Source organism: Marinobacter sp. 1-4A (assembly GCF_016597725.1).
Classification (GTDB): domain Bacteria; phylum Pseudomonadota; class Gammaproteobacteria; order Pseudomonadales; family Oleiphilaceae; genus Marinobacter.
Genome location: NZ_VCGY01000003.1, coordinates 213156 through 239577 on the forward strand (window position 1 = coordinate 213156; position 26422 = coordinate 239577).

A 26422-nucleotide genomic window follows, 5' to 3' on the forward strand; every position below is an offset into this window, starting at 1 on the left:
AAATGCCAAACAAAATCGCAACAATAAGAGCTCCGTATCGCATATCTTTCTCACTTCATCCTTAATATGGTGTAAGTATCTGCTGAGCGCTACCAACGCACCCAGCCGAGCGACAACAGCCGTTTACTATGTGATCTGAAGGCAAGACTAAGCACCCGCCAGAACCATATCTTTGATCTTTACCGCTTTTTCGAAATGATCCAATCTGTGAGTTTCTATCCACCACCGAGCCGCTTCCATGAGAACCTCTGGCTGATCATTTTTATTTTTGAAGAACGCGTAAAACGACAATCCCACTGTCGGACCCTTTTTCTCTATTTTTAGATCACATACTTCGATAATCTTTTCTCTGAGCTCTTTCCTCACAGTAGTAGTCCTTTGTTGTGTTGGTTGCCTCAACGGCCCTTTCTGCAGGGCCTCCACCTCTGCAGAGCTGCCATTTTTCCTACCTCAGTAAACGCTAAAAAGGCCCATAGACATGGCCGTCAGGCGAAATTCGCTGACACGACTACCTGAACGGAATAAAAACCAAGGGTAAGCCGGTCAATCTTCTCCAACCACGGCTTTACGCTCTCTCTCATAATCTTTGTAGGACTTGTTGGAGCGCTCCATGCATTCCTCATATTGAGCAGGCGGAACATCGTTGCATGCTTGGCGATTGTTGCGTTGGATGTTGTCGTATACAGCTTTGCTACTACATCCAGAGGTCAAAATGCAGACTAAAAATATAACCCAGATGTTCTTCATTATTCACTCTCTCCTTTAGGGCATAGCACTCATCCTTTAAACTCTACATTCGAGCCACAGTGGACAGCAAACATTGGGCCGCCAGACCAGCGTCTGCACGTAGAACAGTGGCAAAGCCCCACCTCAGTCTCGCTTTCAGAGACAACTTCAATAGAACCACACAAACATTTGCCTTTCATGAGAGTCTCCATGGTTGATCAGTGGCGCTTGCTAACAATTGACTGTGTTGTCAACTCCCAAAATTACGTCACCCTTTCCCGCCGCGGTTCTTGGTTTTTAACCATGGTATTGAGCACCATAGTCACTTGTTATACGTTACCTACATCAACTTCGCTATTTCGAAATTCGGCCATTAGCGGAGCTATCTTGAATAGGTACTAGGCTTAGGAAATCCTCCACGTATAATTGCAACAACAATGATAACTTGAGACTGGCCACTCGAATGCATAAAGACTTCAATATCGTCTTCAACAATACCAATGGGCTCATTTTTTGGTGATGACTCAAGGACAGACAACACTCCTAGTCGCTTGCCAAGCCCTATTGCATAAGCAGCGGTCTGTTTGAAGTATTTCTTAAAATCTTTAGGAAATAGAGCTTTTTCGTTCTCGACTTTTAACTCAAGCGGTATATCCCTGAACGTAAGATCGGTGATTCCGCCAGCAGCTGCCGGATGACCTTGTAAGTGTTCCCCGATATCACTTCTATTTCGAAGCATCTTGGTGGCTTCATTCTGGTAAATTGCTTCAGACGTACCCGCTTCAAAAAGCCCATCTCTCAAGGCCTGAGCAGCGATGTTACCCAAACCTGAAAGCAATATCATCGTGTTGGCAAGATCGTCTGTGTGTAACCCCGGAAAAGTGCGCAATTTATCGCGAATACTTAGGAGATGGCGATCTACATTTGAAAATCCAGTCAACGGATTTGCATTGACGTCACTTCCTTCTAGCAACAGGCGGCGATGCCCAACAATAGCAACATCTCGGCAATGAGTTGTGTCATCAAACTCGGCTGCGTAGAGAAACTCGTAAGGCCTTGATCCGAATGAGTGCGCGATCTCTAGAACAGCCCTACCAGTACCAGTCAGAATGAATGGGCCGTCTCCCTCCGGCTTCTCGAAGGTGAAACTTGGCAACCAATCCTTCTCACGAATGTCGACAGTTACGGGTTTCAACGAGAGGGAGCTTGCACCTTTGGGCCAATGTGAAACCCTGACTTCTATCGTAAGATCGTAAGATGTGCCTGGTTTAAGGTAATTCCATTGCTGAGCTGGCTCTCCATCAATGTCAAATTTTAAGAATGCCACTGTTGTTTCGAGCTTCTCCGGCTCTTCCGAATTTCTATTCCAGACGGGAATACGGCCATCTCCGAAACCTTTAAGTGGAAGATTAGCAAATAGGAGTAGAGGCAACGACCACTGTTTCAAATGATCCTGAATAACGTCTAATTCGTTTACGCTCTTGACACCGGCCACTTGATCTAGAAAAACTCTTAGCCGTTCATCCGCAGAGAACGCAGAGGATTTTTTTGCCTCTGACGCCTTTAACTTCGCTGAATTTAAAAAACGTTGAGCATCTTGCTCTGCATTCCTTATAGCGTGTTTCCACTCAGCCAAGATTGCAAAAATGGTTATGGCGGCGTGATAAGCTCGATACTGATCCTCAACATCACCCTTATCCACTATGGAGATTGTTGTTTCAAGCTCCAAACAAGCTTTTTTTAATCGCTCAAAATTCTGCACTGAAGCATCCAAAGCTCCGTCAAGTGCGGCATTAATTTCAATCCTCGAAGAAAAAGCTTGGTGGAAAGTTTCGAAGTTTGGCTCGTTCTTCATTTTCTCTCTCCAAATCAGAAAGCAGACTTCGCCATTTTTCAGGCAGCTCATCAAGTAGCTCTCTATTTTCTATCTTGTGCTCAATCTCCGCAGCCACCTCTACCATAGCGACTTCAAGTAGCCACTGCTTAAATCGATCTTCTATGGGGATACTCGCCTTAAGCTCTTTAAATAGAGCGCTTGCATCTTTATATTTTCCGGCTTTGGTCAAAGCAGCAGCGTACAGTAGCGCCTCTATAAAGTCCTCAGGCCTAAATGGTTTGAGAGCTAAAAAAGCCTTTCTGATCCCATCAGTACAGTTTAGAAGCTCTTCGAGTGGGGCACTCAAAATTGCTGACATACAGTCATCGACAGAAATAGAGCGAGTATATTCATCCTGAATTGATTTCACTGCTACCTTGACGAAATCAGGAACCTCTTTAAAGACGTAGTGCAATTGATCAACAGCACGGTATAGGGCACTTCCTTCTAAAGTGAGTAAAATATTTGAAAGTAGCTGCCCAACCTTTGCTTTTCTTTCTTCAAGTGAAAGGCAGAGGCAGGTAAAAGTATCAATGCAATCGACAACAAAGTCTTCCCGTTTACTCTCTTGGGAGTAGTAAACAATCAGGTTCCATAACGGTTGTTTTATAAGGCTTCTCATTTCCTCTGGAAATGATCTTCGCCTGAGAGCGCGAACTGCCGACCGATGAACGATTACATATGGGTCGGTTATTAGCACGGAATATGCTTCAAAGAACAGACCAGGGAAATTATTTACTAGATCATATGGCACGTCCTCCCACGCCCTCACAGCTCTGGCGCGCACCAATGTGCTTTCATCCATAAGCGCACCGTACCAATCAGGCAACACTAGAGCCAAACTGTCAACTCCGGTCAATAATTTGGAAACATGGGTGATCATGTTTCCACGCATCTGTGTTTGATTTTTAGGTAGCTGGCGATAAAAATCTAGAAACTCTTCAATCCCCTTAATCCCGTTTGATTTTGCGCCAATTGCAGCCCACTCAATAAGTGATTCTTGTAAACTGTCAATGGCGGATAGCTTATTATTCTTGTCCATCTCGGAGAACACATCTCCAACCACTTCCAGAGTGCTCTCTGTACCTACTTTCTCATATTTTTCGCTTAGAGTTGCAGCTGCACCGACCAGATCTTCAAAATGTTCAACTGCGAGTTCAGCAAATTCATCCCAAGAATGCCTGAAAAATTGTCCGGCATCATCCATGCCATTCTCTGGCTTTTCTACGGCTGCCCAAAGTAACCTTCTAAAGGCTATCTTTTGAGGCAATCCTATGTGAGCTTTTTTTCGATACTCGTGTTTCAGTACAGATTGATAGATCCTGTGGGCCTCTTTTCTCCCTGTATCGTCACAGCCTGCAAGAAATGATTGGATTACCGCATCTGTTTCTTCTGGATAATGCTCGAAGCACTTTGACGCCGCTTCCCGAAGGTAGTGGAGTAAATCGCTATCACGTCGCTCTTCTGGAAATAGACTACGCCTACGAATTAGCTTTGCGATGATGCTTCTAGTATGTGTTGAAAACTGTGCCTCACAATTGGTGGCAAGTATTATCTTTATCGCGGCGCAGACCTTTCCAGCATTTGCATCACGTAAAAGAGTATCGACTTCGGCTGAAATATCTATCCTTCTTTTTTGGTAGAGCGAGCGAATAGGGCCTGCATCAATTTTTACTGTTCTTACTCCCCCGATATGTGCCCCGGGTGATGGACCTAATGCCATCGATGCAAACCGATGGGCAACGTTTGTTAGTTCACTACATGAAAGCTTTTCAGCATTAGACAAAATCACATCAATGGCATCCGGTGATTTTGCATAACTGCGCACCAAGCGTAATGCCACTGATAGTTTTTCCTCTGGTTTCAACGATGCGTTGAGCAATGCCTTTGCTCCGGACATCGAATAAGGCACATGCTCGTGCAATACTGCAGGCAAAAGGTGGTCGACTACCTTTCTTGTAAATGCCTCAGGAGCAAGGTTTGCAAGCTGCTCCAGGCGAGGGTCGTCCGTTGCAATATCTTCCTGATCAAGCTCGTCCAGCAAATCAAGAACAAAGGTTTCTTCTAGGGAGAGCTGGCTACGAAGCACAGCTCGCTCGCTCTGCCTATCTGCTTGCCTTTGCTTCCTCTTGCTTTCTTCCTCTTCTCGGGCTTTTTTTCTTTGTTCAGCAGCTTTTTCCCTTGGTGCAACAAAATCCATAATATTCGGGACTCCGACAGGAATCCTCTCTTTGCAATCTTTGCAGTTACTCTGGTAGAAGTCGTATGCACCATCTTCGAGAAGCCAACACATCATCGAGTTTTTCTTGGAGAACTTGCACTGTACCCCCATATGCCCGATTGGGAGGCCTGTTTCAGCTTCAATCATTCCCCTGCCTGGGGATCGAGCAAGCTCAGCATGAAAACACCAATTGCTTAGAAGTTTTTTTGCTCGGAGATTGCGCTGACCTGCTTCTATAGCTTTCTTATAGTCGGCTTCAAAATCATCCATCTGTGGAGATCTCTCCTTACATGTTTTTTGTACGATAATTTCTAACTAATACGATTATGTCCGCTTTGGGTCGAAATCGGATTTACCACACCCACCGTGTAACGAGGCTGTAGAAAAACCCTCACCCCTTTTGTTGACGGCGCTCCTACGTAAAATCTGGATGTATTTTCGATGATGAGTGCTCCAGATTTTAAGAATAAGCGCTATTTTTAGTTCGTTTATTGATCAATTTCGGGTCGGGAAAGTCTCCTAACCTTGGTGAGTAGACCAAAGGAATTGCACCCTCGGCCCCTCTCAGAACGGTGCGTGAGCCTCTCGACTCACACCGCTCCCATCAAGCAAAGTCACCCACCATGCCTCGCTGCCAGTGTACAAACAGGGAAGGTCGTGTCTTAGCCAATGACTTCAAAAGCTGGCTTGCACGCATCTTCCGTCCTTTCAGGCGCTTGAACTTCGCCATCGCCCAAGCCACTAAGGTTTGATTGAAATGTCGCAATACCGGGTACAGGGCAGAAGGATAGAACCTTCCATAGTACGCCAGCCACCCCCGAAGAATCGGGTTATGGAGTCGCGATATATCTGCCAGACTGGACTTCCCCCAATAAAATGGACACGCCCCATCAGTTAATTCCCTCGAACTCTATCGGAGTCCGGTAACCAAGGCTACTGTGCAGTCGTAGGCTGTTATAAAAACCTTCTATATAGTCTTTTATATGTTTTCGTAATTGCCGCATCGTGACGAAGCTCGTTGCATGCAGCAATTCTCCCTTCAAGGTTTTGAAGAAGGATTCCACCTCAGCATTGTCCGTGCATTGCCCCGGTCGATTCATACTGTGACGCACGCCATTCTGACTTAAGAAGGCCTGCGTTTTTTGAGCGCGGTACTCAGTGCCTCGATCCGTATGGAACAGCAGTCCGGAGCCCGGCTGCCTTGTTGCAAACGCCTCTCTCAACGCCCCTTTAGCCAGCGCCGCATTCAGGTTTTCATCCAGTCGCCAGCTGACGATTCGACGAGAGAATAGATCCAGAACAACCGCCAGAAACACATGCCTCCTACCAAGCTTTATATACGTAACATCGCTGCTCCACTGCTGATTCACCGCTACAGGCTTTTCAACGCTCAGGCGGTGATTGGGAAGGGCTTTAAGTAGGTCTCGGCGTTTGTTCATTCGACGATACACTCGCATCACTCGCGCTCTCATGCCCCATTCCTGCATCAGCCGCGCCACACGATTCTCACCAACCACTTCACCTTTGCGACGAAGTGCCTGACAGACTCTAGGGCTGCCGTAGCGCCCTTTGCTATCGTTATAGACGCGCCGAATCTTAAACAGCAGAGCAGCATTCTCAGCGGCTCTCTGACTGGGCCGCCTGCTGGCCCAAGCGTAGTAACCGGATCGAGATACCTTGAGGTGCTGGCACAAAGCTTTTACGCTGTGTTTCCGTCGGTGCTTCCAGACGAACCGGAACGCTTCCGCCGTTCCTCTGCCTGAAAGCGTCGAAACTTTTTTAGAATGTCATTCTCCTCCTGAAGCTCCGATACCCGGCGTTTCAGGCGAGCAACCTCATCCTGCTCGTGAATCTTTTTCTTGGCCTCTGCTGGCGCCTTCTTAACCCGTTTCATGGCAAATTTTCCTTCACGGTATTCTTTGCGCCAGCGTGACAGCATGAAGGGGTGAATATCCAGAGCCTCGGCAACGCTTTTGACGCTGCGGTGGGCCTGATGACTCCACTCTACGGCTTTGACTTTGAACTCATCACTGTACTGCTGGGTTTTCTTCCCCGTGATCATCTTCGGCATCGGTTATCTCCTCCTGCGGAGTTATCGATGCGTGTCCACTAAACTGGGGGAAGTCCAGTGTCCGGTTGACCGCCTAGTTATGTGTTTTAAACTAACCGAAATTAAATAAATATTTTACCATTCCGATCTAGGTCAACTTTGGAGTGAGGCTGAAGACAAAATGGAAGCTTGGGTAATTACCATTTGTTTTCTATATCATTATTGTTATACCAGTAATTTTCTAAAATAAATTCTTTTCACAGCGGATATTGTTGAGGGTAGACGACTGAAAGCTTGACCCACTGATGCTTACCATTTCATATTTACCATTGCTTGAATTCATGTCCAGAACTATTCGCCTAAATATATACTCTCCATCTTCGGACGGGAATGATTGGTGAAGCTGTCCATCAATTATCCGGTAGTAACTTTTATTTATGATGCCGTTTATTAAATGTATTTCGACATTAACAAACTCAGTAGAAGTTGACTTTTGCCTCCAGTCCCCTAATTTTCTTGCTTCATCTAATTCAATATTTTTTAATTTCGAAATTTTTATTTTAGTTATAACACGTGGAGTTGATTCTGTTTTTTCCTTAACAACAGAACAAGTAACATCTTCGAAATCATAAGCAATTACATTTAATGTAAAGCTTGCTAATACCAAAAACACTAAATACTTCATGTTCTGTTGCACTCCATTAAAACATAGTCTGTATCAGTAATCATTCCATTAATTATTTCTACATAATCAAGAAACCCAGAGCCGGGATATTCATAAGTATAGGCACTAATAGAATAGAATTTGTAGCCATCAGGAATCTGCTTCGTTGCCAAACATCTACTTTTTCTTATATTAGTACAGGGAATATAATCGCCATCGACTTCTATCTTCGAAAAATCTTTTTCAATTTTGATAGGCTTATTAAAACTACCAAACATTGTTTTCTTTACTGTACAGGATACTTGGCTGTAAATTTCTAGCTGTTTAGGCTGAGCAGCCCCTACCATTGACTGACATCCTGAAAAAATAATGGATGCTATAAAAACTAGTATTATTCTCATTTTCCGTCCACTTATTAATATATCATAGGCTTGCAATATAACAGCTAATTATACGAACACGTTCGCATATCACCCATTCGTAAAACTCTACTGGATCGCGCCCAAAATACAAAACTTTCACCATTAAAACAGCACCTTGAGGCTCCATCACCACAGCTACCGCTGGAGTTATGCGCCCTATAGTGAGCCACCCTTGCTCCCTTCATGGGCGTATAACTCCACCATTCTAGCCCCTACTTTCACAAACTATCAGGCAGTTACGGGCATTTCTCAGTTGAACTCGGGAGTTTTACGAATGCGTTCGTATAACTCCGCTAATCCTCAGTTATAGGCCACAAGGCCCTAGTCTCCCGTCTGGCTAGTTAAAAGGCAGCGAAGCAGGCAAACCTGAGAAGCTGGTCCATGTCAGCTACTCAGGTTTGGCGCTATGTCGACTCGCCAACCAACGTTGGATGTTGGTACGAAGGAACAGGACTTGTTTTAGAAGTGAATGACCGTACGAATGCTTTTACCTTCATGCATCAACTCAAACGCCTTGTTGATATCTTCCAAGGGCATTTCGTGGGTGATGAATACATCCAGTGGGATTTCACCTTTCTCTGCTTTTTCCACGTAGCCCGGCAACTCCGTGCGACCTTTTACACCACCGAACGCTGAGCCTTTCCATACTCGGCCTGTGACCAGTTGGAACGGGCGAGTGCTGATTTCTTCGCCCGCACCGGCAACGCCGATGATGATGGATTCACCCCAGCCCTTGTGGCAACACTCTAGTGCCGAGCGCATAAGCTGAACATTGCCAACACACTCAAAAGAATAGTCCACGCCACCGTCTGTCATATCGACGATGACTTCCTGAATGGGTTTGTCGTAGTCCTTTGGATTAACCACGTCGGTGGCGCCTAGCTGTTGCGCAATCTCAAACTTACCGGGGTTGATATCTACGGCGATGATACGGCTCGTTTTTGCCATTTTGGCGCCAATGATCGCCGCCAAGCCGATACCACCCAAGCCAAAGATTGCAACCGTTGCGCCTTCTTCAACCTTGGCAGTATTCAACACCGCACCAATGCCGGTAGTTACGCCACAACCCAACAAGCACACTTTATCCAAAGGGGCTTCCTTGGGGATTTTTGCCAGAGACACTTCCGGTAATACCGTGTATTCCGAGAAGGTTGAGCAGCCCATGTAGTGGTACAAAGGCTCACCTTTGTACGAGAAGCGAGACGTTCCATCGGGCATTACGCCCTTGCCCTGCGTTGCTCGCACGGCGCCGCACAGGTTGGTCTTGCCAGAGGTGCAGAACTTGCACTCGCCGCACTCCGCCGTATAAAGCGGAATCACATGGTCACCAACCTCTAGACCAGTCACGCCTTCACCCAAAGCCTCCACAATACCACCACCTTCGTGGCCCAAAATAGTCGGGAACAGGCCTTCGGGATCAGCACCTGACAACGTGTAAGCATCGGTATGGCAAACACCCGTTGCCACAATGCGAATCAGAACCTCACCCTTTTGGGGTGGAGCCACATCCACCTCAACGATTTCCAGCGGTTTGTTAGCCTCGAAGGCCACAGCAGCACGGGATTTAATCATCTTGATTCTCCTCTGATCCGGTTTGGCAAAGCCGACATCGGCCTTATAAAGGCTACTGTACCATCGAACAAAGCCACTAGTGTCCCGTCTGGCTAATTCGCTGACCTACTGAGCCCCGGCAATCCTTATGGCAAGCTGATGCGTAAAACTGACATTGACATTCGTAAATACTTGAAACACGGGGCTGTTACTTTGCGCACTTTATATTGGTTCACCCGAGACCTTCGCTTGCACGATAACGCAGCTCTGCTGGCAGCCTCAAAGGCCAATATGCTGTTGTGTGTGTACGCGGTTGATCCGCGCTGGTTCACACCCGGGCCCATGCAATCCAAAGCCATGGGCACTCATCGTTGGCGCTTTCTATGGCAAAGTTTGATGGCTTTGGAGCGTAGCCTAAGAGCTTTGGGGCAGCGGCTACACATTGCGTACGGCAAACCTGAAGAAGTGATTCCAGCACTGGTCCATAACCATGGCATAAGTTGCGTTATCCGCTCACGCCAACCGGGAACACGTGAAGCTGGCCAATGGCAAACCCTGCAAAGCAAGTTGCCAGACACAGCCTTTCAGGAATTCGAGACGCTTAGCCTGTTTACCGAAGGCTCTCTTCCTACGAGCTTGGAAGAACTGCCAGAAACCTTTTCCCAGTTTCGCAAACAGATTGAGCAAACCGGAGAGCGCGGCCCTTCACTACTTAGAATTCGCACCCTCACCGCACTGCCACCGGCTCCGGGGTTTCCCGAGGATAACCGGGGAGAATGCCCACCTGTTGATGACCCTTTACACCCCTGTGCATTCAGCGGCGGAGAACAGACGGGTCTGGCGAGATTACAGGAGTATCTGTTCGGCAACCACGCCATCTGTGAATACAAGCAAACGCGAAACGCCCTCGACGCATTTGGTGAATGGGACGCTTCCTCCAAGTTCTCACCCTGGTTGGCCGACGGTTCACTCTCAGCAAGGGAAGTTGCAGAAGCCATTGCGCACTACGAGCGCACAGAAACCCAAAACGAATCCACCTACTGGCTGTGGTTTGAGTTGTTATGGCGGGAGTATTTCTACTGGTATGCCCTCAAGCACGGTGCTGATCTATTCCGCCGTGACGGCGTGCAACGTAAACGGCGGCCGGTAACCTTCTATGGTCACCGCTTCAAAGCTTGGTGTGAGGGCAACACCCAATACCCACTGGTCAATGCCGCTATGAACCAGCTCCGGGAAACCGGCTATATGAGTAACCGGGGGCGTCAGCTGGTTGCCAGCTGCTTTGTGAACGAGCTGGAGCTGGACTGGCGCTACGGCGCTGCATGGTTCGAAGAGCAGTTAATCGACTATGATGTAGCAAGCAACTATGGCAATTGGCAGTATCTGGCAGGTGTGGGTGCCGACCCGCGAGGCCTGCGGCGGTTTAATCTGGAAAAACAGGCACAGCAATACGACCCCGCCGGAACCTTTGTTACTAATTGGCGTGGTCAGGCCAAGCAGCCCGTTGGCCTGCACACCGTAGATGCGGCGGACTGGCCAATTTCATGACATTATTACGTTCGGCTACCGGCAATAAACTAACAGAGGACTCTTGTTCATGGCTTTGTTCAGCCAGAAAGATGCACGCAAACAGTTAGATGCTGAATCGGAGAAGGTAAACCGCGCTGACTTGGAAGCCCTGCTTGAGCGGCAGAGGGCGATTGAGGAAAAAGTCAAAAACAGCGGCAAGCTGCAACGCTTCAGTGCCGATATCAAGCTGATGTTTTCCATGATCCGGGATTACTGGAATGGCAATTACCGCAGCGTGCCATGGAAGAGTATTGCAGCTATGGCCGGGGCACTGCTTTACGTCATGAACCCGCTGGATTTTATTCCGGACCTCATTTTTGGCATCGGATTTGTGGACGATGTTGGCGTTGTTGCACTATGTTTAAAATTGGTTGAGTCGGATCTGCACAAATACGCAGCCTGGAAAGAGCATAAGGAAGAACACGGACATCACACACAATCGGATTGATCGATTAATGAACTACAGGTAACCTCACCGCCTTCAATTTTAAACCGTTAAATTCCCCGGAGAGCATGTGGATTTTGCCACCCTGATTGGCCTTCTAGGCGCTATCTTACTTATCGTAACTGCCGTTGTTCTTGGTGCGGCCCCCGGTGTTTTTCTCAACGGCGCCTCATTGCTAATCGTTGTTGGTGGAAGCCTGTTGGTTGTGCTCGCCAAATTCAGCATTCCCCAGTTTCTTGGTGCCTTCAAGGCCGCTGCCCGAGCCTTCAAGTTTAAGCTTCCCGAGATACAGACCAGTATTGAAGAACTGGTGGATGTTGCCAACGTTGCCCGCAAAGAAGGCGTTCTCGGCCTTGAAGGGCGTGAGCTCAGCTCACCGTTTCTGGGTAAAGGTATTCAGATGCTGGTGGATGGCCAGCCCGGCGATACCATCAAGCAACTTTTGGACAAAGAACGTTTGATGACGCTAGAGCACAACCGCTCCGGCGCCAAGGTGTTCACTGCCATGGGCGATGTAGCACCGGCTATGGGTATGATCGGTACCCTGATTGGCTTGGTGCAAATGCTCTCGAATATGGAAGACCCCAAATCCATAGGCCCTGCTATGGCGGTTGCGCTGCTGACCACGCTTTACGGCGCCATGATTGCCACCATGCTGGCTGGCCCCATTGCTGATAAGCTTACACTGCGCATGACCGAAGAAGCCCGCCTACAGATGCTCTATACCGATGCACTGGTGGCCATTCAACAGGGTACAAACCCGCGCGTTATTGAACAAATGCTTTCCAGCTACTTGCCCCCGAACAAGCGCGATAAAGCGCCCGAGGCGGAGGCCGCCAGCGGATAAGCGCCATGGACGAGCTTCCAGAAGAAGAAAAACCGGGTATTCCAGCTTGGGTTGTGACCTTTGCCGACCTGATGTCGCTGCTTATGTGCTTCTTTGTGCTTTTGCTGTCGTTTTCCGAAATCGACGCAATGAAGTTCAAGCAGATTGCAGGCGAACTGTCGAAAGCCTTTGGTGTGCAGCGAGACGTACCGGCACTGGAAATTCCCATGGGCACCAGCCCGGTCTTTGACACATTTTCGCCTGCCCCTCCGGAGCCAACGCTGGTTAACGAAGTTAAACAAACCACTACCGATCAACAGCCGGAACTGCAAACCCTTAAAAGCCCCACGGAACAAGCTTTGGACGCAGCAGCAGAAGAAGCTCTTGAAGCCAGAACTGCAAGCATTCAAGAGGTGCTTGAAGATGCTATCGACGACGGGCGCATTACAGTAGAAACAGACCAAGATCAGCATCGAATCGTGATTCGAGTTGAAGAAAAGGGTTCGTTTTCCTCTGGCTCAGCGAAGCTAACCTGGGAGTTTGAAGGCCTGCTTCTGGAGATGGCCAAAGTACTGGCCGATATGCCGGGCAAGCTTACGGTGGAGGGCCATACCGATGACATCCCCATCCGAACGGAACGCTTTTACAGCAACTGGGACCTTTCGGCGGCTCGTGCCGCAGCTGTCGCGAACGTTCTATTGGCTACAGGTGCGGTTGAACCAACGCGCTTGGCTGTCAAAGGCTTGGCCGACACTGAGCCCAGAGTAGGCAATACCTCTTCGGAAAACCGCGCAAAAAACCGACGCGTCGAAATCATTATCGATATGTCCGATCCGCTAGAAGAAGAACGGTTGCGGCTTCGGGAGTTGATAGAAAAAGAGACCAACGAGCGCGAAACCATTATCGATATACGCCCTCTCGGCCCGGGAGCAGGTTTGGACAGTATTACCTGGTAGCCCGACCGTCAGTTAGCGTATCCGGTCATCTAAGCCCCCGCCATTCACGAAACTGTTCCAGCCAAGAGAGCAGGGCCGGAATAATCACCAACACCAGAACGGTCGATAGGCCCAGGCCAAACGCTATAGAGGTGGCCATAGGGATCAAAAATTGTGCTTGCAGCGAGGTCTCAAACAACAACGGTAGCAAGCCGCCAATGGTGGTCAGGGAGGTCAGCAATACGGCGCGCACCCGCTGCACAGCCGCCTCATTCAGCGCTTCGTTAATCCCCAAACCCTTCTCTCGCTGATGATTGTAAAAGGAAACCAGAATGATCGCGTTGTTCACCACAATGCCCGCGAGACCAAACAACCCGAACAGCGATAGAACCGTAAGCTGAATCCCCATCACCCAATGGCCCAGTAAGGCACCTACCAGTGCGAACGGAATAATAGCCATCACGATCAGCGGCAGGCTCCAAGAGGCGAAGACCCACACCAATATTACGTACATCAAGGCGATACCGACGACTAAACCGGTTTTCATATCGGCAATGGTTTCCCGCTGATCCGCCGACCGGCCTTCAAAGCTGTAGCGTACGTTGTAGCGGCTCGCGATATCAGGCAAGGCATCCGCTTCCAAGCTCTCGATAATTTGCGCCGTGGTGCTTACCCGTGTGTTCAGGGCAGAGGTAACTTCAACCGCCAACCTGCCGTCGGCGTGGCGCAATGCCTCAAAACCTTGACGGTGATTCAGGTTCATCACTTGCCCCAGTGGCACGAAACGGCCGTCGGGTGTGCGCACCGTCACGCGAGACAGAGTGGATAAGCGCTCACGTTGCTCCTTAGGCAACTGCACACGCACTTCCATCTCATCACGACCGTCCTGATAAATCTGGGCGACGCGACCATCGAAAGCCGCCCGCAATTGGCGCCCCAGATCGGTTGTGGTGAGCCCTAAGGCTTCGCCGTAGGCACTGGTTTGGTAGATTAACTGCTCCCGGCCCCAGGGCATGTCATCTTCTACATCCAATACGCCCGGCAGAGTCGATAACGCCTGTGCCAGCTCTTCAGCAGCAAGCTTCAGGTTCTGTGAGCTGTCACCGGTTAATCGCACATTCACATCCCGGCCTGGAGGCCCGGCTTGACGCTCGGAAATGGCCAGATTATCCAGCCCCGCAGGCAGGACCAGTCGGCTGCGCCATTCGTTGATGAATTCCGGGTTGCGCACGGGGCGCCGGTCGGAAGGCACTAGCTCAATCATCATAGAACCCAACTCATCACCGGAGCGGGAGCTCCCTCCCGCGCCCAGTGTTGCGCCTTCCGTGGTAACGGCGTGCAGAATCAGGTTGCCGCCCAGCGCCGCCTCTGTTTCGTTTAGCGTCTTCTGCATATCCGCCATAAACCGATCAACGGTTTTGCTGTCTGTGCCCGCAACGAAACTGGCGTTGGCGTAAAGTACCGAGGGTTCCGGCGTTGGAAAGAAGTTGAATCCGAGGCGACCACCAGCAAGCAGGCCCAGGGTCACTATAGCCAGAGCCACCACGCAGGCCATGGTTATGCCGCGGTGCTCCAAGCTGCGCTGGGAAAACCGGCGAAAAGGACCTTCTCGAAAACGGTCAAAGCGGCGTTCAAAACCCACACGGAAACGTGCGATGGGGTTGCGGCTAGGCGCCGCAGGCTCTGGCACATCCTTATTGGCATTTCGAGGTTTAAAGGCATGCCGCAAGTGCGCAGGCAGAACAATGAAGCATTCAAGCAAAGATGCAATAAGTACGCAGATCATGATGACCGGAATATCACCAAGGATATTACCGATAACACCACCCACCACCAGCAATGGCATAAACGCCGCAACCGTGGTTAACGACGACGCCAGCACCGGCCAAACCATGCGCTTGGCTGCGCCTTCCGAGGCATAGATGGAAGCCTCGCCCATGCGGGCGTGGGCGTCTGCATCCTCCCCAACAACAATGGCGTCATCAACAATAACCCCCAGCGCCATAATCAACGCAAACAAGGACATCATGTTGATAGAGCCACCAATCAGCCAGAACACGCCCAATGCCGCCAGAAACGCCGTGGGAATACCGACCACCACCCAAAGTGCAACGCGCCCGGGGAGGAACAGGTACAGCAGGCAAACAACCAATATCAAACCGCTGAGACCGTTATTAGTGAGCAGGGAAATACGGTCGTTCAGCAGCTGCCAGGTCTCGTCGTAAACTTCCAACTGTATCGACGGCGGCATTGTGGCCCGGGTATCTTCAAGCCATTGTTCCAAAACCTTGGCGGCTGCCAAGGAGTTGCCGTTCTCGGCTCTTTGCAGTTGCAATTCAATGGCCGGAAAACCATTGCGGGTAAGAGATACTTGGCTATCGCGGTCTTCTTGACGAACATCGGCTATATCCCCCAACCGCAGCTGAACACGCTCATCGCTGAGGAGCGGTAGCGATTCAAACGCCTGAGGGCTGCGCCTTTGCTCTACGGACCGCAGCTCCCGCGCCGAGTCTTGCTGCGCCATGATTCCGGCGGGCAAGTCCCGCGAAACCGAAGCCACTCTGTCGGCAACCTGCCCAAGTGTAAGCCCCAAGGTCTCCAGCCTTTCAACAGGTATATCGATACTGATTTGCTGCTCGGGCAACCCCCGAAAAGACACCCGGTCTATGCCCTGTTGCAAGAGTTCGTCTTCGTAGCGGTAAGCCAAAGCCCGCAACTCGCTGCGATCAACGTCTCCGAACATCAACAGGCGGGCAACAGGTTCGTAACGCTCGATACGGGCGACTCGGGGCTCTTCGGCGTCTGTAGGTAGGTTATTGAATTCATCGACTTGCTGGCGCACATCATCCAGCGCAGTGATCGGGTTGGTGCCTTCCTGAAACTCCAGAGTGATAGAGGCAATGCTTTGGGCCGAGGTGGAGGTCATTTTCTTGAGACCATTCACACTGCGCAGCCGCTGTTCCAGCGGATCGGTAATGCCCTGCTCCACATCCTCTGCAGAGGCACCACTCCAAACCACCCGCACGCTGACTATATCGAGCGCAAAGGTGGGAAAAAACTGCACGTTCATGCGGGTAAGCGCCAAGGTACCGGCGAGCAGCATCATCAACATCACCAGATTGCCGGCAACCTTGTGGTGTACAAAAAAGCCGATGACGCCTTTTTTGCGCCTCATTCCGGGGCGCTCCCTTTGTCTTCACCTGTATTTGCTATGTCTACCTTCAGTCCGGTAAGCGCATTCGGAAGGTGGGTAACAACCAATTGCACGCCCGGTTTGAGCGCTTCACCGGCAATCAAAAGACGCCTCTCGCCGTTGGCGGAAAGTGCTTCGCCAACCCGTTCAACAGAGACACGCTGCATGCGGCCATCGTCTGCAATCAGGTATACGTTATCGGCGCCGTATAGAGCGCTAAAGGGAATAGCCACCGTTCCGCCACGCTGCGGCCGTTCAAGGCTGACGGGCAAAAGAGCACCCGGGCGTAAGCCCGCTGAGTCTCCTACCAACGCGAGAATGGCCTCGGTTCCAGCAGGGTCGCTGGTGCCAGCAAAACGTTCGAGCCGGAAACGAACCTGCTGCTTATCACTGTACGCATAGAGATCCATGCCTTTGGCCAACGCATTCAGCAGCTCAGGGCGATATCTTTCGGGCACTCTGGCCCGGAGTTCCATGCTTTCTGTGGCGTAGACCGAGAGCAGTTTCTGGTTTCTTGATACTTGATCGCCTACCGCCACCTGAACATCCGTTACTACGCCATCAAACGGCGCAACAACTCGGGCGCGCTCGGCATCTCGCCGGGTGGTGGCCAGTGTTGCCTCGGCCTGAGCCAATCTGGCTTCTAAACTTTGCAGCCGCGCCGGGTGTTCATCGATAGCGCGCTGGCGATTACTGGCACTGAGTTCCGCTCTGGCCACACCGTCGGTTACGCTTTCCAAGTTCTCTTGGGATGCAAGATTACGGTCTACCAAAGATCGAGTACGCTCTCTTTGCCTGCGGGCATTATCCAGAATGGCCAACTCGCTTTTCAGCGCCACTTGGTCGTTGCGATAACGCACCTGCTCTGAGCGAATCTGAGCCGCAAGGTCAGCCACTTGAGCCTTTGCCTGGGCAAGCGCTGGTTCAATATCCTGAGCATCCAAAGCCACCAACAGGTCACCTTTGCTAACCCTTTGCCCCTCGGCGACGGGCCGCTCACCTATGCGACCAGCCATGGTGGCAACCACCAATACCTGCTCGGGCGCTACTATCTCGCCGTACAGAGGCAAAACAGGGGTGTGGGCTTTTGGTTCAACCCGCTGAACCTCTACCCGCCAGCTACGCTCGGTAGCAGACACCTGAGCTGGCTCCGGACGGGTCATTTTCAGAAACAGAAAGCCCAAAACTCCGGCTGCTAGAATAATTACGGGTATAAATCGTTTGGACATAGCGTGTGGGCCAGCTAAGGTAAATAAAGCTCCGCCACAAGACGGGAACGAGTAACGAGACACCTCTGAAAGAGGCCTCCCGATTGCTTTAAAATGGCTATAAAAAGTACCTTCAGGAGTACTATACGTTTGTTCTCAGAAGACTATGCAAACCTGCTCAGCGCCACAATCATCAACTCCTTCATTGTGGTTCTGGTTGTGCTTATGCACCGCGAGGCTCTTGTTCGCCTGAGCGCACTTTTGAAAGTAATGCACTCCCAGCACAACCTGCGTCTGGTCACTGCCGTCCTTGGTGTTTTGCTCGCCCACACGGCACAGGTGTGGGTGTTTGCAGCGGCCTACTTTTTCATGCACCACGCCGATACATGGGGCACGCTGGAAGGCAACTTCAACGGCAGTTTTCTGGACTGCGTTTACTTTTCTTTCAGCACCTTCACCACCGTTGGCTACGGTGATATCGAGCCCTTGGGCGCGCTACGTTTTCTGACCGGAATCGAGGGGCTCACAGGGTTAGTATTGATCACCTGGAGCGCCTCGTTCCTGTTTATGAAGATGCAGCGCTACTGGACAGGCAGCTAAATCCACTTGCACCTGGCCAGCGTGTAGTAAAGCAAGGGTACTACCACAACGGTCAGCAAGGTAGAGAGCGCAAGTCCGAACACCAGCGAGATTGCCAGCCCGTTAAAAATCGGGTCATTCAGGATGAAGTAAGCGCCCACCATCGCCGATACAGCCGTCAGGGCTATCGGCTTAATGCGCACGGCGCCTGCCAGAACCACGGCATTTTCCAGCTCAATACCTTCTTTCAGAAGCTGCTGGATAAAGACCACCAGTAGAATGGAGTTGCGCACGATAATGCCCGCCAGTGCAATCATCCCGATCATACTGGTTGCCGTGAACTCCCTATCCAACAGAGCATGCCCGGGCATGATGCCAATCAAGGTGAGCGGTATGGGTGCCATGATCACCAACGGCAGAATATACGAACGGAATTGCGCCACCAGCAACACAAAGATCATAAACACACCCACGCTGTAGGCTGCGCCCATATCCCGGAAGGTTTCATAGGTAATCTGCCACTCACCGTCCCACTTGAGCGTGCCTTTTTCCGGCAGAGGTGGTTGATCAATAAAGAACTGCTCCGGCGCGCCTTCATGCTGCTGCAGTAGCGACACCATGGCAAACATGCCGTACAAGGGTGAATCTATATCCCCTGCCATATCGGCGGTTACATAGGTCACCGGCAGTAAGTTCTTGTGGTAGACGGCTCCCATCCAGTCGGCTTCACGCACCTGAGCAATGCTGGCCAAAGGCACCAGATTACCGGCCCGGCTGAGCACCTGCAGAGACATAAGCACCGATGGCTGAGCCTTATCGGCATCCTCAAGCGTTACCCGAATAGGCACAGGGTATTTGGCATGATCGTCGTGCAAGAAGCTGACGTTCATACCACCCAGAGCCATTTGTAACGCCTCAACCACTTGCGCCTGAGATACGCCCAAACGGGCAGCCCGGGCGCGATCCACTACTATTTCCCACTGCCGTGTGGGGGCTTCAAGCGTGGTATCAATATCCACAAGCCCTTTCACCTCTGCCATACCGGCAGCTACGGAGCGAGCCAGTTTGGCGCGCTGATGAGCGTCGGCACCGTAAATCTCTGCCACCACGGGCGAAAGTACAGGCGGCCCCGGCGGTACTTCAACAATCTTGACGCTGGCGTCGTAGCGCTCGCCAATGGCGGTCAAGGGCGCACGCAGCGCCTGGGCAATGTCGTGGGACTGGCGGGGGCGCACGCTCTCATCGCTGAGATTCACCTGAATATCGCCCTGATAGGGGTCACTACGCAGGTAGTACTGACGCACCAGACCATTGAAGTTGATGGGCGCTGCGGTGCCAGCGTAGCTCTGCCAGCTGGTCACTTCGTCAACAGTCTCCAGATAATGCCCCATCTCCAGAAGCGCCCGCTGGGTTTGTTCAACCGGCGTGTGCTCGGGCATATCAACCACAATCTGGAACTCGGATTTGTTGTCGAAAGGCAGCATTTTCATGATCACCGCCTGAAACCCCGGCAACGAAGCCGCTGCCAGAGTGAGCAGGATCACGCCGAGTGCCAGAAAGCGGCGACGCCAGTGGTGCTCGCCCAGGAAGGGCGTAAGAACACCGCCAAATATTTTCATGGCCATGGGGCTGACCCCGTCCGCGGAACTGCCGGATTCTTCCGATTCCGTAACGGTTTCGCCTTCTTTGCGCTTCAACAACCGGAACGCCAACCAGGGCGCGACTACAAACGCAACGATCTGGGACAGCACCATACCGGCGGATGCGTTGATGGGAATGGGGCTCATATAAGGCCCCATCAAACCACTCACAAAGGCCATAGGCAGCAGCGCCGCCATAATGGTCAGGCTGGCCATGATGGTGGGCGTACCCACTTCATCCACCGCTACCGGAATAATGTCCTTCAAGGGGTGGTTGGAATTGCGAATGCGGCGGTTGATGTTTTCGGTTATCACAATGCCGTCATCCACCAGAATACCGATGGAGAAAATCAGGGCAAACAGGGACACCCGGTTCAGGGTAAAGCCCCAGGCCCAGCTGAATACCAGTGTCAGCAACAGGGTAATCAGTACCGCTATGCCGACGATCAGTGCCTGACGCCAACCCATGGCGATCAGCACCAGCAGAACCACGCCCAAGGTGGCGGATATCAGGTCAGAGATGAGGTTCTGCGCCTTAGCAGAGGCCGTTTCGCCATAATCCCGGGTAACAATCACTTCCACACCTTCAGGCAAAGCCCGGTTGCGGATCTGCTCCAACCTCTGCTCGATGGCTCGAGTGATATCCACGGCGTTTTGCCCGGGCTTCTTGGCGATGGCCAGTGTCACGGCCGGGTACACATCACCAGACTGGCCAACACTGCTGGCATCTGCTGCTGGCCCGAAGCCGGTCATTACGCTCTGGTCCGGCGCAGTGCCACCGCGACTGACACTGGCTACGTCGCCCAGATACACCGCTGCGCCAGCGTGCATGCCCACCACGAGGCTGCGCACATCGTCGACGCTTTCCAGCAAAGTGCCGGCCTGAACCGGAACGGACAGGTTGTCGCGAGTAATGCGGGTTTCCTGAGCGCTGGCATTGGCGGCTTTCAGGGCATCGCGAATATCGCCGAGGGTAAGATTGAACCCGGCAAGTAGAGCCGGATCAAAATGGATATCCACCCGGTCGGGCACGCCGCCCACGGTGTAAACATCCCGGGTTCCGGGCACCCGTTTGAGCGCCACTTCCAACATGTGGGCCAGGCGCCTCAGTTCTTCTCCGGTATGACCATTAACCGGGTCATAGAGGGTCAGTGTCATGACCGGCACATCATCAATGCCTTTGGGTTTGATGACCGGCTGAGAGGCACCCAGTTCCGGCGGCAGCCAGTCCTGGTTGGAATACACCTGGTTGTAAAGCCGAACCAGCGCTTCCTTCCGCGGGATGCCGACTTCAAACTGCACCGTAATAACGGCCTGACCCTGACGGGACACGGAATACACGTGTTCAACGCCGGAAATTTCGCTCATTACCTGCTCGGCAGGCGTTGCGATAGCGCTTTCCACTTCCTGGGTGCTGGCCCCCGGGAACGCGATCATAATATCCGCCATGGTGACGTCTATCTGCGGCTCTTCCTCTTTTGGCGTGACCACAACCGCAAGCACGCCCAAAATGATAGACAGTAGCGCTATCAAAGGCGTTAGATGGTTATCCTGAAAAACCCGGGCAATCGCCCCTGACGGGCCGACCGGAGGCAGTTTGCTGCTCAATTCCCAGCCTCCTTGCTCAAGCGATCTGAACCCACCAGCTCACCGGGATAGATAACAACCTGCTCACCTTCGCTCAGCCCTGCCAGAACTTCCAGACGGTCGTCCTGCTGCGCACCGGTACGAACCTGCCGTAACCGTGGGCGGTTCGGTTCATCCAGCACAAACACGGCCCTCAGCTCACTGCGGCGAACAAGGCTACTGGCGGGTATCCACAACACTTCACGCGCAGCGACCGGAACGCCCACCTTCACCAGCATGCCCGGAAACAACGAGCCGTTGGGCTCATTCAGGCGCATCCGCAAACGGAAGGTGTGCGTCTCCGGATTGGCGTAGGGATAAAACGTCATATCGCCGGTTTCCAGCACCCGGCCATCGCCCAGAGTCACCTTCGCCTGACGATCACGCCGGGCCAGATCTGCATATTGCTGGGGCAGATCTACAACAACCCGCAACTGCTCCAGGGATAGCCCGCTGAGCAGGGGCTGACCGGGGCTGACGGACTCACCAAGTTCCACGTGACGCTCCGTCAGTATGCCGCCGTAAGGCGCAATAATACGGGTATAACTCAACTGTTCACGAGCTTCAGCCAATGAGGCCTCGGCGCGCTCCAACCGTGCCTTCGCACCCGCCAGATTGTTCCTGGCACGATCAAACTCCTGCCGGGACACAAGCCCGCGCTCGTGGATGCTCTCAATCCGGTCAAATTGCTGCTGGGCATCATCCAGAGTAGCTCTGGCTTCGTCCCGGCCAGCTTGCGCCTGATTGAGCCGGGCGCGCTGCTCACTGCTATCCAGCTGCACAATCAAATCGCCGGCAGCCACCGAATCGTCTACATCAAAAGGTAACTGCTGAACGGTGCCGCTGGTTTGTGCAGATACGGTACTCTGCTGAACCGCCTCAATCACACCATCCAGCATCAAGGTTTCCTGCAGCTCACTGCGCTCAACTGGCGCAGTCTGCAACTGGCCAGACGTGTCCGCACCCAGAGCGGGTGCCGCGCAAACCAACCCAAGCACAATCGCGCCCAGTACAGAAATGTGTCTCACCACCAGCCACCTAGAAAACAGTTATTAGGTAATAACCATAGGTTATCAATATATTCAAGAGTAAGACATAGCCAATAGTCCTCAGTCATGCCGTTTTCTCATTCAGAGCATAGTCCATAGCAAATGGGACGGCTCAGAACGGCTTCTACAAAAAAAAGCCCCGTGCAGGGGGAGTAAATCCAGCACGGGGCGAAGTGCTACCCGCTGGCTATGAGTAGCGGGCAACCGCCATTGCTGGGTTTACCATCTGGCCGTCAGTGCAGCGCGCAAAGTGCGTCCCGGTTCGTTCACGCGCACAGCGCTTGCATTGAACGGGTCTGTGTTTGCGCGGCTCACATGTGGCGCCCAGGTGTTATCAAACAGGTTATCCAGAGCCCAGCTAAAAGTGAGGTACTCCATTAACGGGTGACTACCCGAAAGGTTAAACACCCCATACCCCGGTGAGGTTCCCGCATCCAGACCAGACAGTGGATCGATGCGATCCTGACGGCGAGCTAGCTGCCACTGCGCTTCAATACTGTGGCCCAAGCTCTGCCAGCCCAGCGTTTGCACAAACTGAACCGGCGGAATTTGTGAGAGGGCTTTATTATCATCACGGTTCTCACCGCGAACGGAAGCCAGCGTACTGCTGCTGGTCCATGTGCCGTCTGTCCAGCCGACGTTTACTTCAACACCTAACAACCGCGCATCAATATTTTTATAACGGGTACAACCTTTGGATTTGCCGCATTGAGCCTGAGTTTCTTTATAGCGCAGTACAAAATCATCCACCTGATCAACCCAAACAACCGGCTTCCAACTCCACTGGTTTTTACTGCCGTTTAGGGCCAACTCCAATTTGTGGTGTTTTTCGGTATCCAGATCGGGGTTGCCAATCCAACTGTCACTCATGGTGTTGCGAGCCAGATAGCGCTCGGTAACACTTGGGCTTCGCACGCTGCGGCTGCCTGTGAGAGTCACCGCCTGATTCTGAGGCAAGCGCCACTCACCAGAGACAAATCCACTAGCATTATTGTCTTCAACTTCTACCTCGGTTGTTCCATAGGCACCTTGGTATAGCATGGCGGGGGTCATATTCATGCTCGCAACACTTCCGGCCTTTGTGGCATCCATCTCCACACGGTCGTATCTTAGGCCCGCTCCCACTTTTATATCCTGTGCAATGCGCTGAAAGCCTTCAGCAAACATCCCAACACGCTCCCTTTCCACGCCGGGCCACATAAGTGATACGGTCATTGGCATGGGGTTGGTTAGGTTAAGCAGGGTGGCATCCCAGTCGTTGGTCTCTACATCTGCGCCTATAGCCCAGTCTGTTGAACCAGTAGGGCTTTGATCAAGAGTAAAACGCAGGCCGCGGGTTTCGGTGATGGAATCCGTCTGCATTTTCATCATGCCAGCCTGCCGCAAGCTGAAGTTATCCATAATGTGGTCTACATCTGCCTGCCAGGCCAACAAGCTCCACTCGCCCTTCGCTATCGGGGAGCCAACTTCCAAGCGGTAAATATCTGTGTCGGTTTGGGGCGCATCCATGCCGGAACCGGCATATTTCACATCGCTTTCTTCCTGCCGGCTGACCATGCCTTTGATAAAGAGTCCGCTCCCCGCCGTCCACGCAGCATCAACGCGACCTTCAGCATTTTCATAGGCGCTACGCACCTTGCTGCCATCGCCGTCTTTGTAATCATCTGCTTTGTCATAGCCCCCTGACAGTCTTAGCCATGCATCCTCACTGCCCACTGCCGCAGCAGCGTTTACCAGCTTCCCACTACCGTTGTCCGATCCGCCAAGGGTTACCTGCCCGGTAGTGGCTTGCCCGTTAAACGTCGGGGCGGCAGTGGTAGCAATCACCTGTCCACCGGCAATAGGGCCCCAGCGCAATGTGCGATTATTGGTTCTGACTTCCAGAGCCGGGGTCAACGCGCTGCTCAGGCGGCTGGTCGGCGGGTCCATGCGGTTGGGGCAAGCACCTTCTACCCGAATACCATCCAGCAACACGTCTACTCTTTCCTGACTTTGCCCCCGTATTATGGGCTCAAGACCACGACCACCCATTCGGGAGAGAGAGACCGACGGGTCCGAAGCCAACCGATTTACCGGCTCACTTGCCAGCACAGCTGAGGCATTTTCACTGGTTCGGCCCTCGGTTACCCGGATAACCAGATTGTCTTCGGTGGTCTGAGCGGCGGTCAGCGCTGGCAATACTGCGAGGCCCATCACAACTGATTTTGCGCAGCTCGCAAATACTCGGTCTTTCATACAAGGGTTTCCCGGAACGGTTCTTTTATCAATCTGGAGAGCAAAACTGTCTGGAAATGATAAACAGACCGGATGCGACGCGCGTGAGACACAATGCCGCATCTCTATGGGGGTATGTGTTCAAACGCCTGCCTGGCACTCGCTTGCCAAATTGCCCGCAATATGATCAAATCACCGCCCCATTTTTCCACCATCCTTTCCACTTTCCTGCAATAAGCAAGAACCGAAATGAGGAAGACTTTTATGGCTGCCCGACTCGATGAGAAACTGGAGCTGATTTACGAAGACGTTCTGCACCGCAATCCGGGTGAAACCGAGTTCCACCAGGCTGTACATGAAGTTCTGGAAACACTCGGCCCTGTTTTGGTGAAGTACCCGGAATTTGCCGAGAAGAAGATTATCCAACGCATCTGTGAGCCCGAGCGTCAGATTATCTTCCGGGTGCCCTGGCAGGATGACAAGGGTGAAATCCATATCAACCGCGCATTCCGCGTGGAATTCAACAGTGCTCTGGGGCCATACAAAGGCGGCATGCGTTTCCACCCGTCGGTGTATCTGGGCATCATCAAATTCCTGGGCTTTGAACAGATCTTCAAGAACGCCCTGACCGGCCTGCCCATCGGTGGCGGCAAAGGCGGCAGCGACTTTGACCCCAAAGGTCGCTCCGATGATGAGATCATGCGTTTCTGCCAGAGCTTGATGACCGAACTGTATCGCCACATTGGTGAATACACAGACGTTCCAGCCGGTGATATCGGCGTGGGCAAGCGGGAAATCGGCTACATGTTCGGCCAATATAAGCGAATTACCAACCGCTACGAGTCCGGCGTACTTACGGGCAAGGGCCTCGACTGGGGCGGCAGCCGCGCACGTACCGAAGCAACCGGCTATGGCACAGTGTTCTTTACACAGGAAATGCTGAAGGCCCGTGGCGACTCCATGGAAGGCAAAAAAGTGGTTGTTTCCGGCTCTGGTAACGTCGCCATCTACGCCATTGCAAAAGCTCATGAGCTAGGTGCCAAAGTTATTGCATGCTCCGACTCCGGCGGCATCATTGTTGACGAGAAAGGTATTGATCTGGCTGCTCTGAAGCAGATCAAAGAGGTGGATCGTCGCCGCCTCAGTGCCTATACCGAGTTCCACAAAGATGCAAAATACGTCAAAGGCGGAAGCATCTGGTCTGTTCCCTGCGATATCGCACTCCCTTGCGCCACCCAGAACGAGCTTAATGCCAACGATGCCAAAACTCTGGTAGAGAATGGCTGCATAGCAGTTGCTGAGGGCGCCAACATGCCAACAACGCCGGAAGGTATTGCCATCTTCCAAGATGCCAAGTTGATGTACGGCCCGGGCAAAGCAGCCAACGCCGGAGGCGTAGCAACCTCCGCTCTGGAAATGCAGCAGAATGCAAGCCGTGACTCTTGGTCCTTCGACTACACACAAAAGCGCCTTGAGGACATCATGATCGATATCCACAAGAGCTGCTATGAAACTTCGGCCGAATTTGGCTCCGAGGGCAACTATGTATTGGGCGCCAACGTTACCGGCTTTATCAAGGTAGCCCGCGCCATGCAGTCCATGGGCGTTATTTGACCACGGAGTAGCAA

Annotated in this window: 20 protein-coding genes; 6 read left to right on the forward strand and 14 right to left on the reverse strand. The window is 52.0% G+C overall.

Translation table 11 applies throughout. From position 1 onward, the window contains the following. Positions 1-147: 147 nt before the first annotated feature. The 9 genes from FE845_RS08040 to FE845_RS08080 all read right to left on the reverse strand — a co-directional run bounded on the left by FE845_RS08040 (position 148) and on the right by FE845_RS08080 (position 9531). Positions 148-366: a DUF6500 family protein gene (locus FE845_RS08040; RefSeq protein ID WP_200363262.1), complete on the reverse strand. Its 219-nt coding sequence runs from the start codon at positions 364-366 to the stop codon at positions 148-150. A gap of 177 nt (positions 367-543) precedes the next feature. Further along, the gene (locus FE845_RS08045; protein ID WP_200363264.1) at positions 544-747 is read right to left on the reverse strand and encodes a hypothetical protein; all 204 of its coding nucleotides are present in this window, start codon (positions 745-747) and stop codon (positions 544-546) included. Between the two features lie 361 nt (positions 748-1108). Next, complete coding sequence (locus FE845_RS08050) at positions 1109-2581, reverse strand: hypothetical protein (protein WP_200363266.1); 1473 nt, start codon at positions 2579-2581, stop codon at positions 1109-1111. Beyond that, positions 2526-5093, reverse strand: coding sequence for a hypothetical protein (locus tag FE845_RS08055; protein WP_200363268.1), 2568 nt, complete (start codon positions 5091-5093; stop codon positions 2526-2528). The genes FE845_RS08050 and FE845_RS08055 overlap by 56 nt, the downstream gene beginning before the upstream one ends. Positions 5094-5427: 334 nt before the next feature. Then, positions 5428-5679: a group II intron maturase-specific domain-containing protein gene (locus FE845_RS18975; protein WP_200363947.1), complete on the reverse strand. Its 252-nt coding sequence runs from the start codon at positions 5677-5679 to the stop codon at positions 5428-5430. A gap of 34 nt (positions 5680-5713) precedes the next feature. After that, a protein-coding gene (locus FE845_RS08065; RefSeq protein WP_200363270.1) for an IS3 family transposase occupies positions 5714-6894 on the reverse strand; the annotation gives its coding sequence in 2 pieces (ribosomal slippage) (positions 5714-6595 and positions 6598-6894; 1179 coding nt in all). Positions 6895-7114: 220 nt separating this feature from the next. Beyond that, on the reverse strand, positions 7115-7558 hold the full coding sequence (locus FE845_RS08070) for a hypothetical protein (protein ID WP_200363272.1): 444 nt from the start codon (positions 7556-7558) through the stop codon (positions 7115-7117). After that, positions 7555-7938 (reverse strand): hypothetical protein, encoded by a 384-nt coding sequence (locus FE845_RS08075; protein WP_200363274.1) that lies wholly within the window; start codon positions 7936-7938, stop codon positions 7555-7557. Before FE845_RS08075 ends, FE845_RS08070 begins: the two co-directional genes overlap by 4 nt. Positions 7939-8418: 480 nt before the next feature. Next, entirely contained in the window at positions 8419-9531 is a 1113-nt protein-coding gene (locus FE845_RS08080) for an S-(hydroxymethyl)glutathione dehydrogenase/class III alcohol dehydrogenase (RefSeq protein WP_200363276.1), read from the reverse strand. A gap of 192 nt (positions 9532-9723) precedes the next feature. Here FE845_RS08080 and FE845_RS08085 point away from each other — a divergent pair, with 192 nt between their 5' ends. The 4 genes from FE845_RS08085 (at position 9724) to FE845_RS08100 (ending at position 13306) form a co-directional block, all read left to right on the forward strand. Next, positions 9724-11058, forward strand: a complete 1335-nt coding sequence (locus FE845_RS08085) for a DASH family cryptochrome (protein ID WP_265092008.1) — start codon at positions 9724-9726, stop codon at positions 11056-11058. A gap of 49 nt (positions 11059-11107) precedes the next feature. Continuing rightward, the gene (locus FE845_RS08090; protein WP_200363280.1) at positions 11108-11527 is read left to right on the forward strand and encodes a YkvA family protein; all 420 of its coding nucleotides are present in this window, start codon (positions 11108-11110) and stop codon (positions 11525-11527) included. Positions 11528-11594: 67 nt separating this feature from the next. Then, a complete protein-coding gene (locus FE845_RS08095) occupies positions 11595-12371 on the forward strand; it encodes a MotA/TolQ/ExbB proton channel family protein (protein WP_200363282.1) in 777 nt (258 codons plus the stop codon). A 5-nt stretch (positions 12372-12376) separates the two neighbouring features. Beyond that, the gene (locus tag FE845_RS08100) at positions 12377-13306 is read left to right on the forward strand and encodes a MotB family protein (protein ID WP_200363285.1); all 930 of its coding nucleotides are present in this window, start codon (positions 12377-12379) and stop codon (positions 13304-13306) included. Positions 13307-13331: 25 nt separating this feature from the next. Here FE845_RS08100 and FE845_RS08105 read toward each other — a convergent pair whose 3' ends face one another. Together FE845_RS08105 and FE845_RS08110 are read right to left on the reverse strand one after the other, a co-directional pair. Next, positions 13332-16460 carry an efflux RND transporter permease subunit gene (locus FE845_RS08105; RefSeq protein WP_200363287.1) on the reverse strand — a complete coding sequence of 1043 codons (3129 nt, stop codon included), beginning with the start codon at positions 16458-16460 and terminating at the stop codon, positions 13332-13334. Continuing rightward, on the reverse strand, positions 16457-17707 hold the full coding sequence (locus tag FE845_RS08110; RefSeq protein WP_200363289.1) for an efflux RND transporter periplasmic adaptor subunit: 1251 nt from the start codon (positions 17705-17707) through the stop codon (positions 16457-16459). The genes FE845_RS08105 and FE845_RS08110 overlap by 4 nt, the downstream gene beginning before the upstream one ends. 153 nt (positions 17708-17860) lie before the next feature. Between FE845_RS08110 and FE845_RS08115 the strand changes: the two genes are divergently transcribed. After that, the gene (locus FE845_RS08115) at positions 17861-18286 is read left to right on the forward strand and encodes a potassium channel family protein (protein WP_227714225.1); all 426 of its coding nucleotides are present in this window, start codon (positions 17861-17863) and stop codon (positions 18284-18286) included. Here FE845_RS08115 and FE845_RS08120 read toward each other — a convergent pair. From FE845_RS08120 to FE845_RS08130, 3 genes are all read right to left on the reverse strand, one after another. Beyond that, entirely contained in the window at positions 18283-21513 is a 3231-nt protein-coding gene (locus FE845_RS08120) for an efflux RND transporter permease subunit (protein ID WP_200363293.1), read from the reverse strand. The two genes, FE845_RS08115 and FE845_RS08120, sit on opposite strands and share 4 nt — an antisense overlap. Further along, a complete protein-coding gene (locus FE845_RS08125; protein WP_320159675.1) occupies positions 21510-22559 on the reverse strand; it encodes an efflux RND transporter periplasmic adaptor subunit in 1050 nt (349 codons plus the stop codon). Before FE845_RS08125 ends, FE845_RS08120 begins: the two co-directional genes overlap by 4 nt. A 240-nt stretch (positions 22560-22799) precedes the next feature. After that, positions 22800-24815, reverse strand: a complete 2016-nt coding sequence (locus tag FE845_RS08130; protein WP_227714188.1) for a TonB-dependent receptor domain-containing protein — start codon at positions 24813-24815, stop codon at positions 22800-22802. A 243-nt stretch (positions 24816-25058) separates the two neighbouring features. On the opposite strand from FE845_RS08130, the gene gdhA reads away from it, so the two are divergent. Continuing rightward, positions 25059-26408: an NADP-specific glutamate dehydrogenase gene (gdhA, locus tag FE845_RS08135; protein WP_200363295.1), complete on the forward strand. Its 1350-nt coding sequence runs from the start codon at positions 25059-25061 to the stop codon at positions 26406-26408. Positions 26409-26422 lie beyond the last annotated feature (14 nt).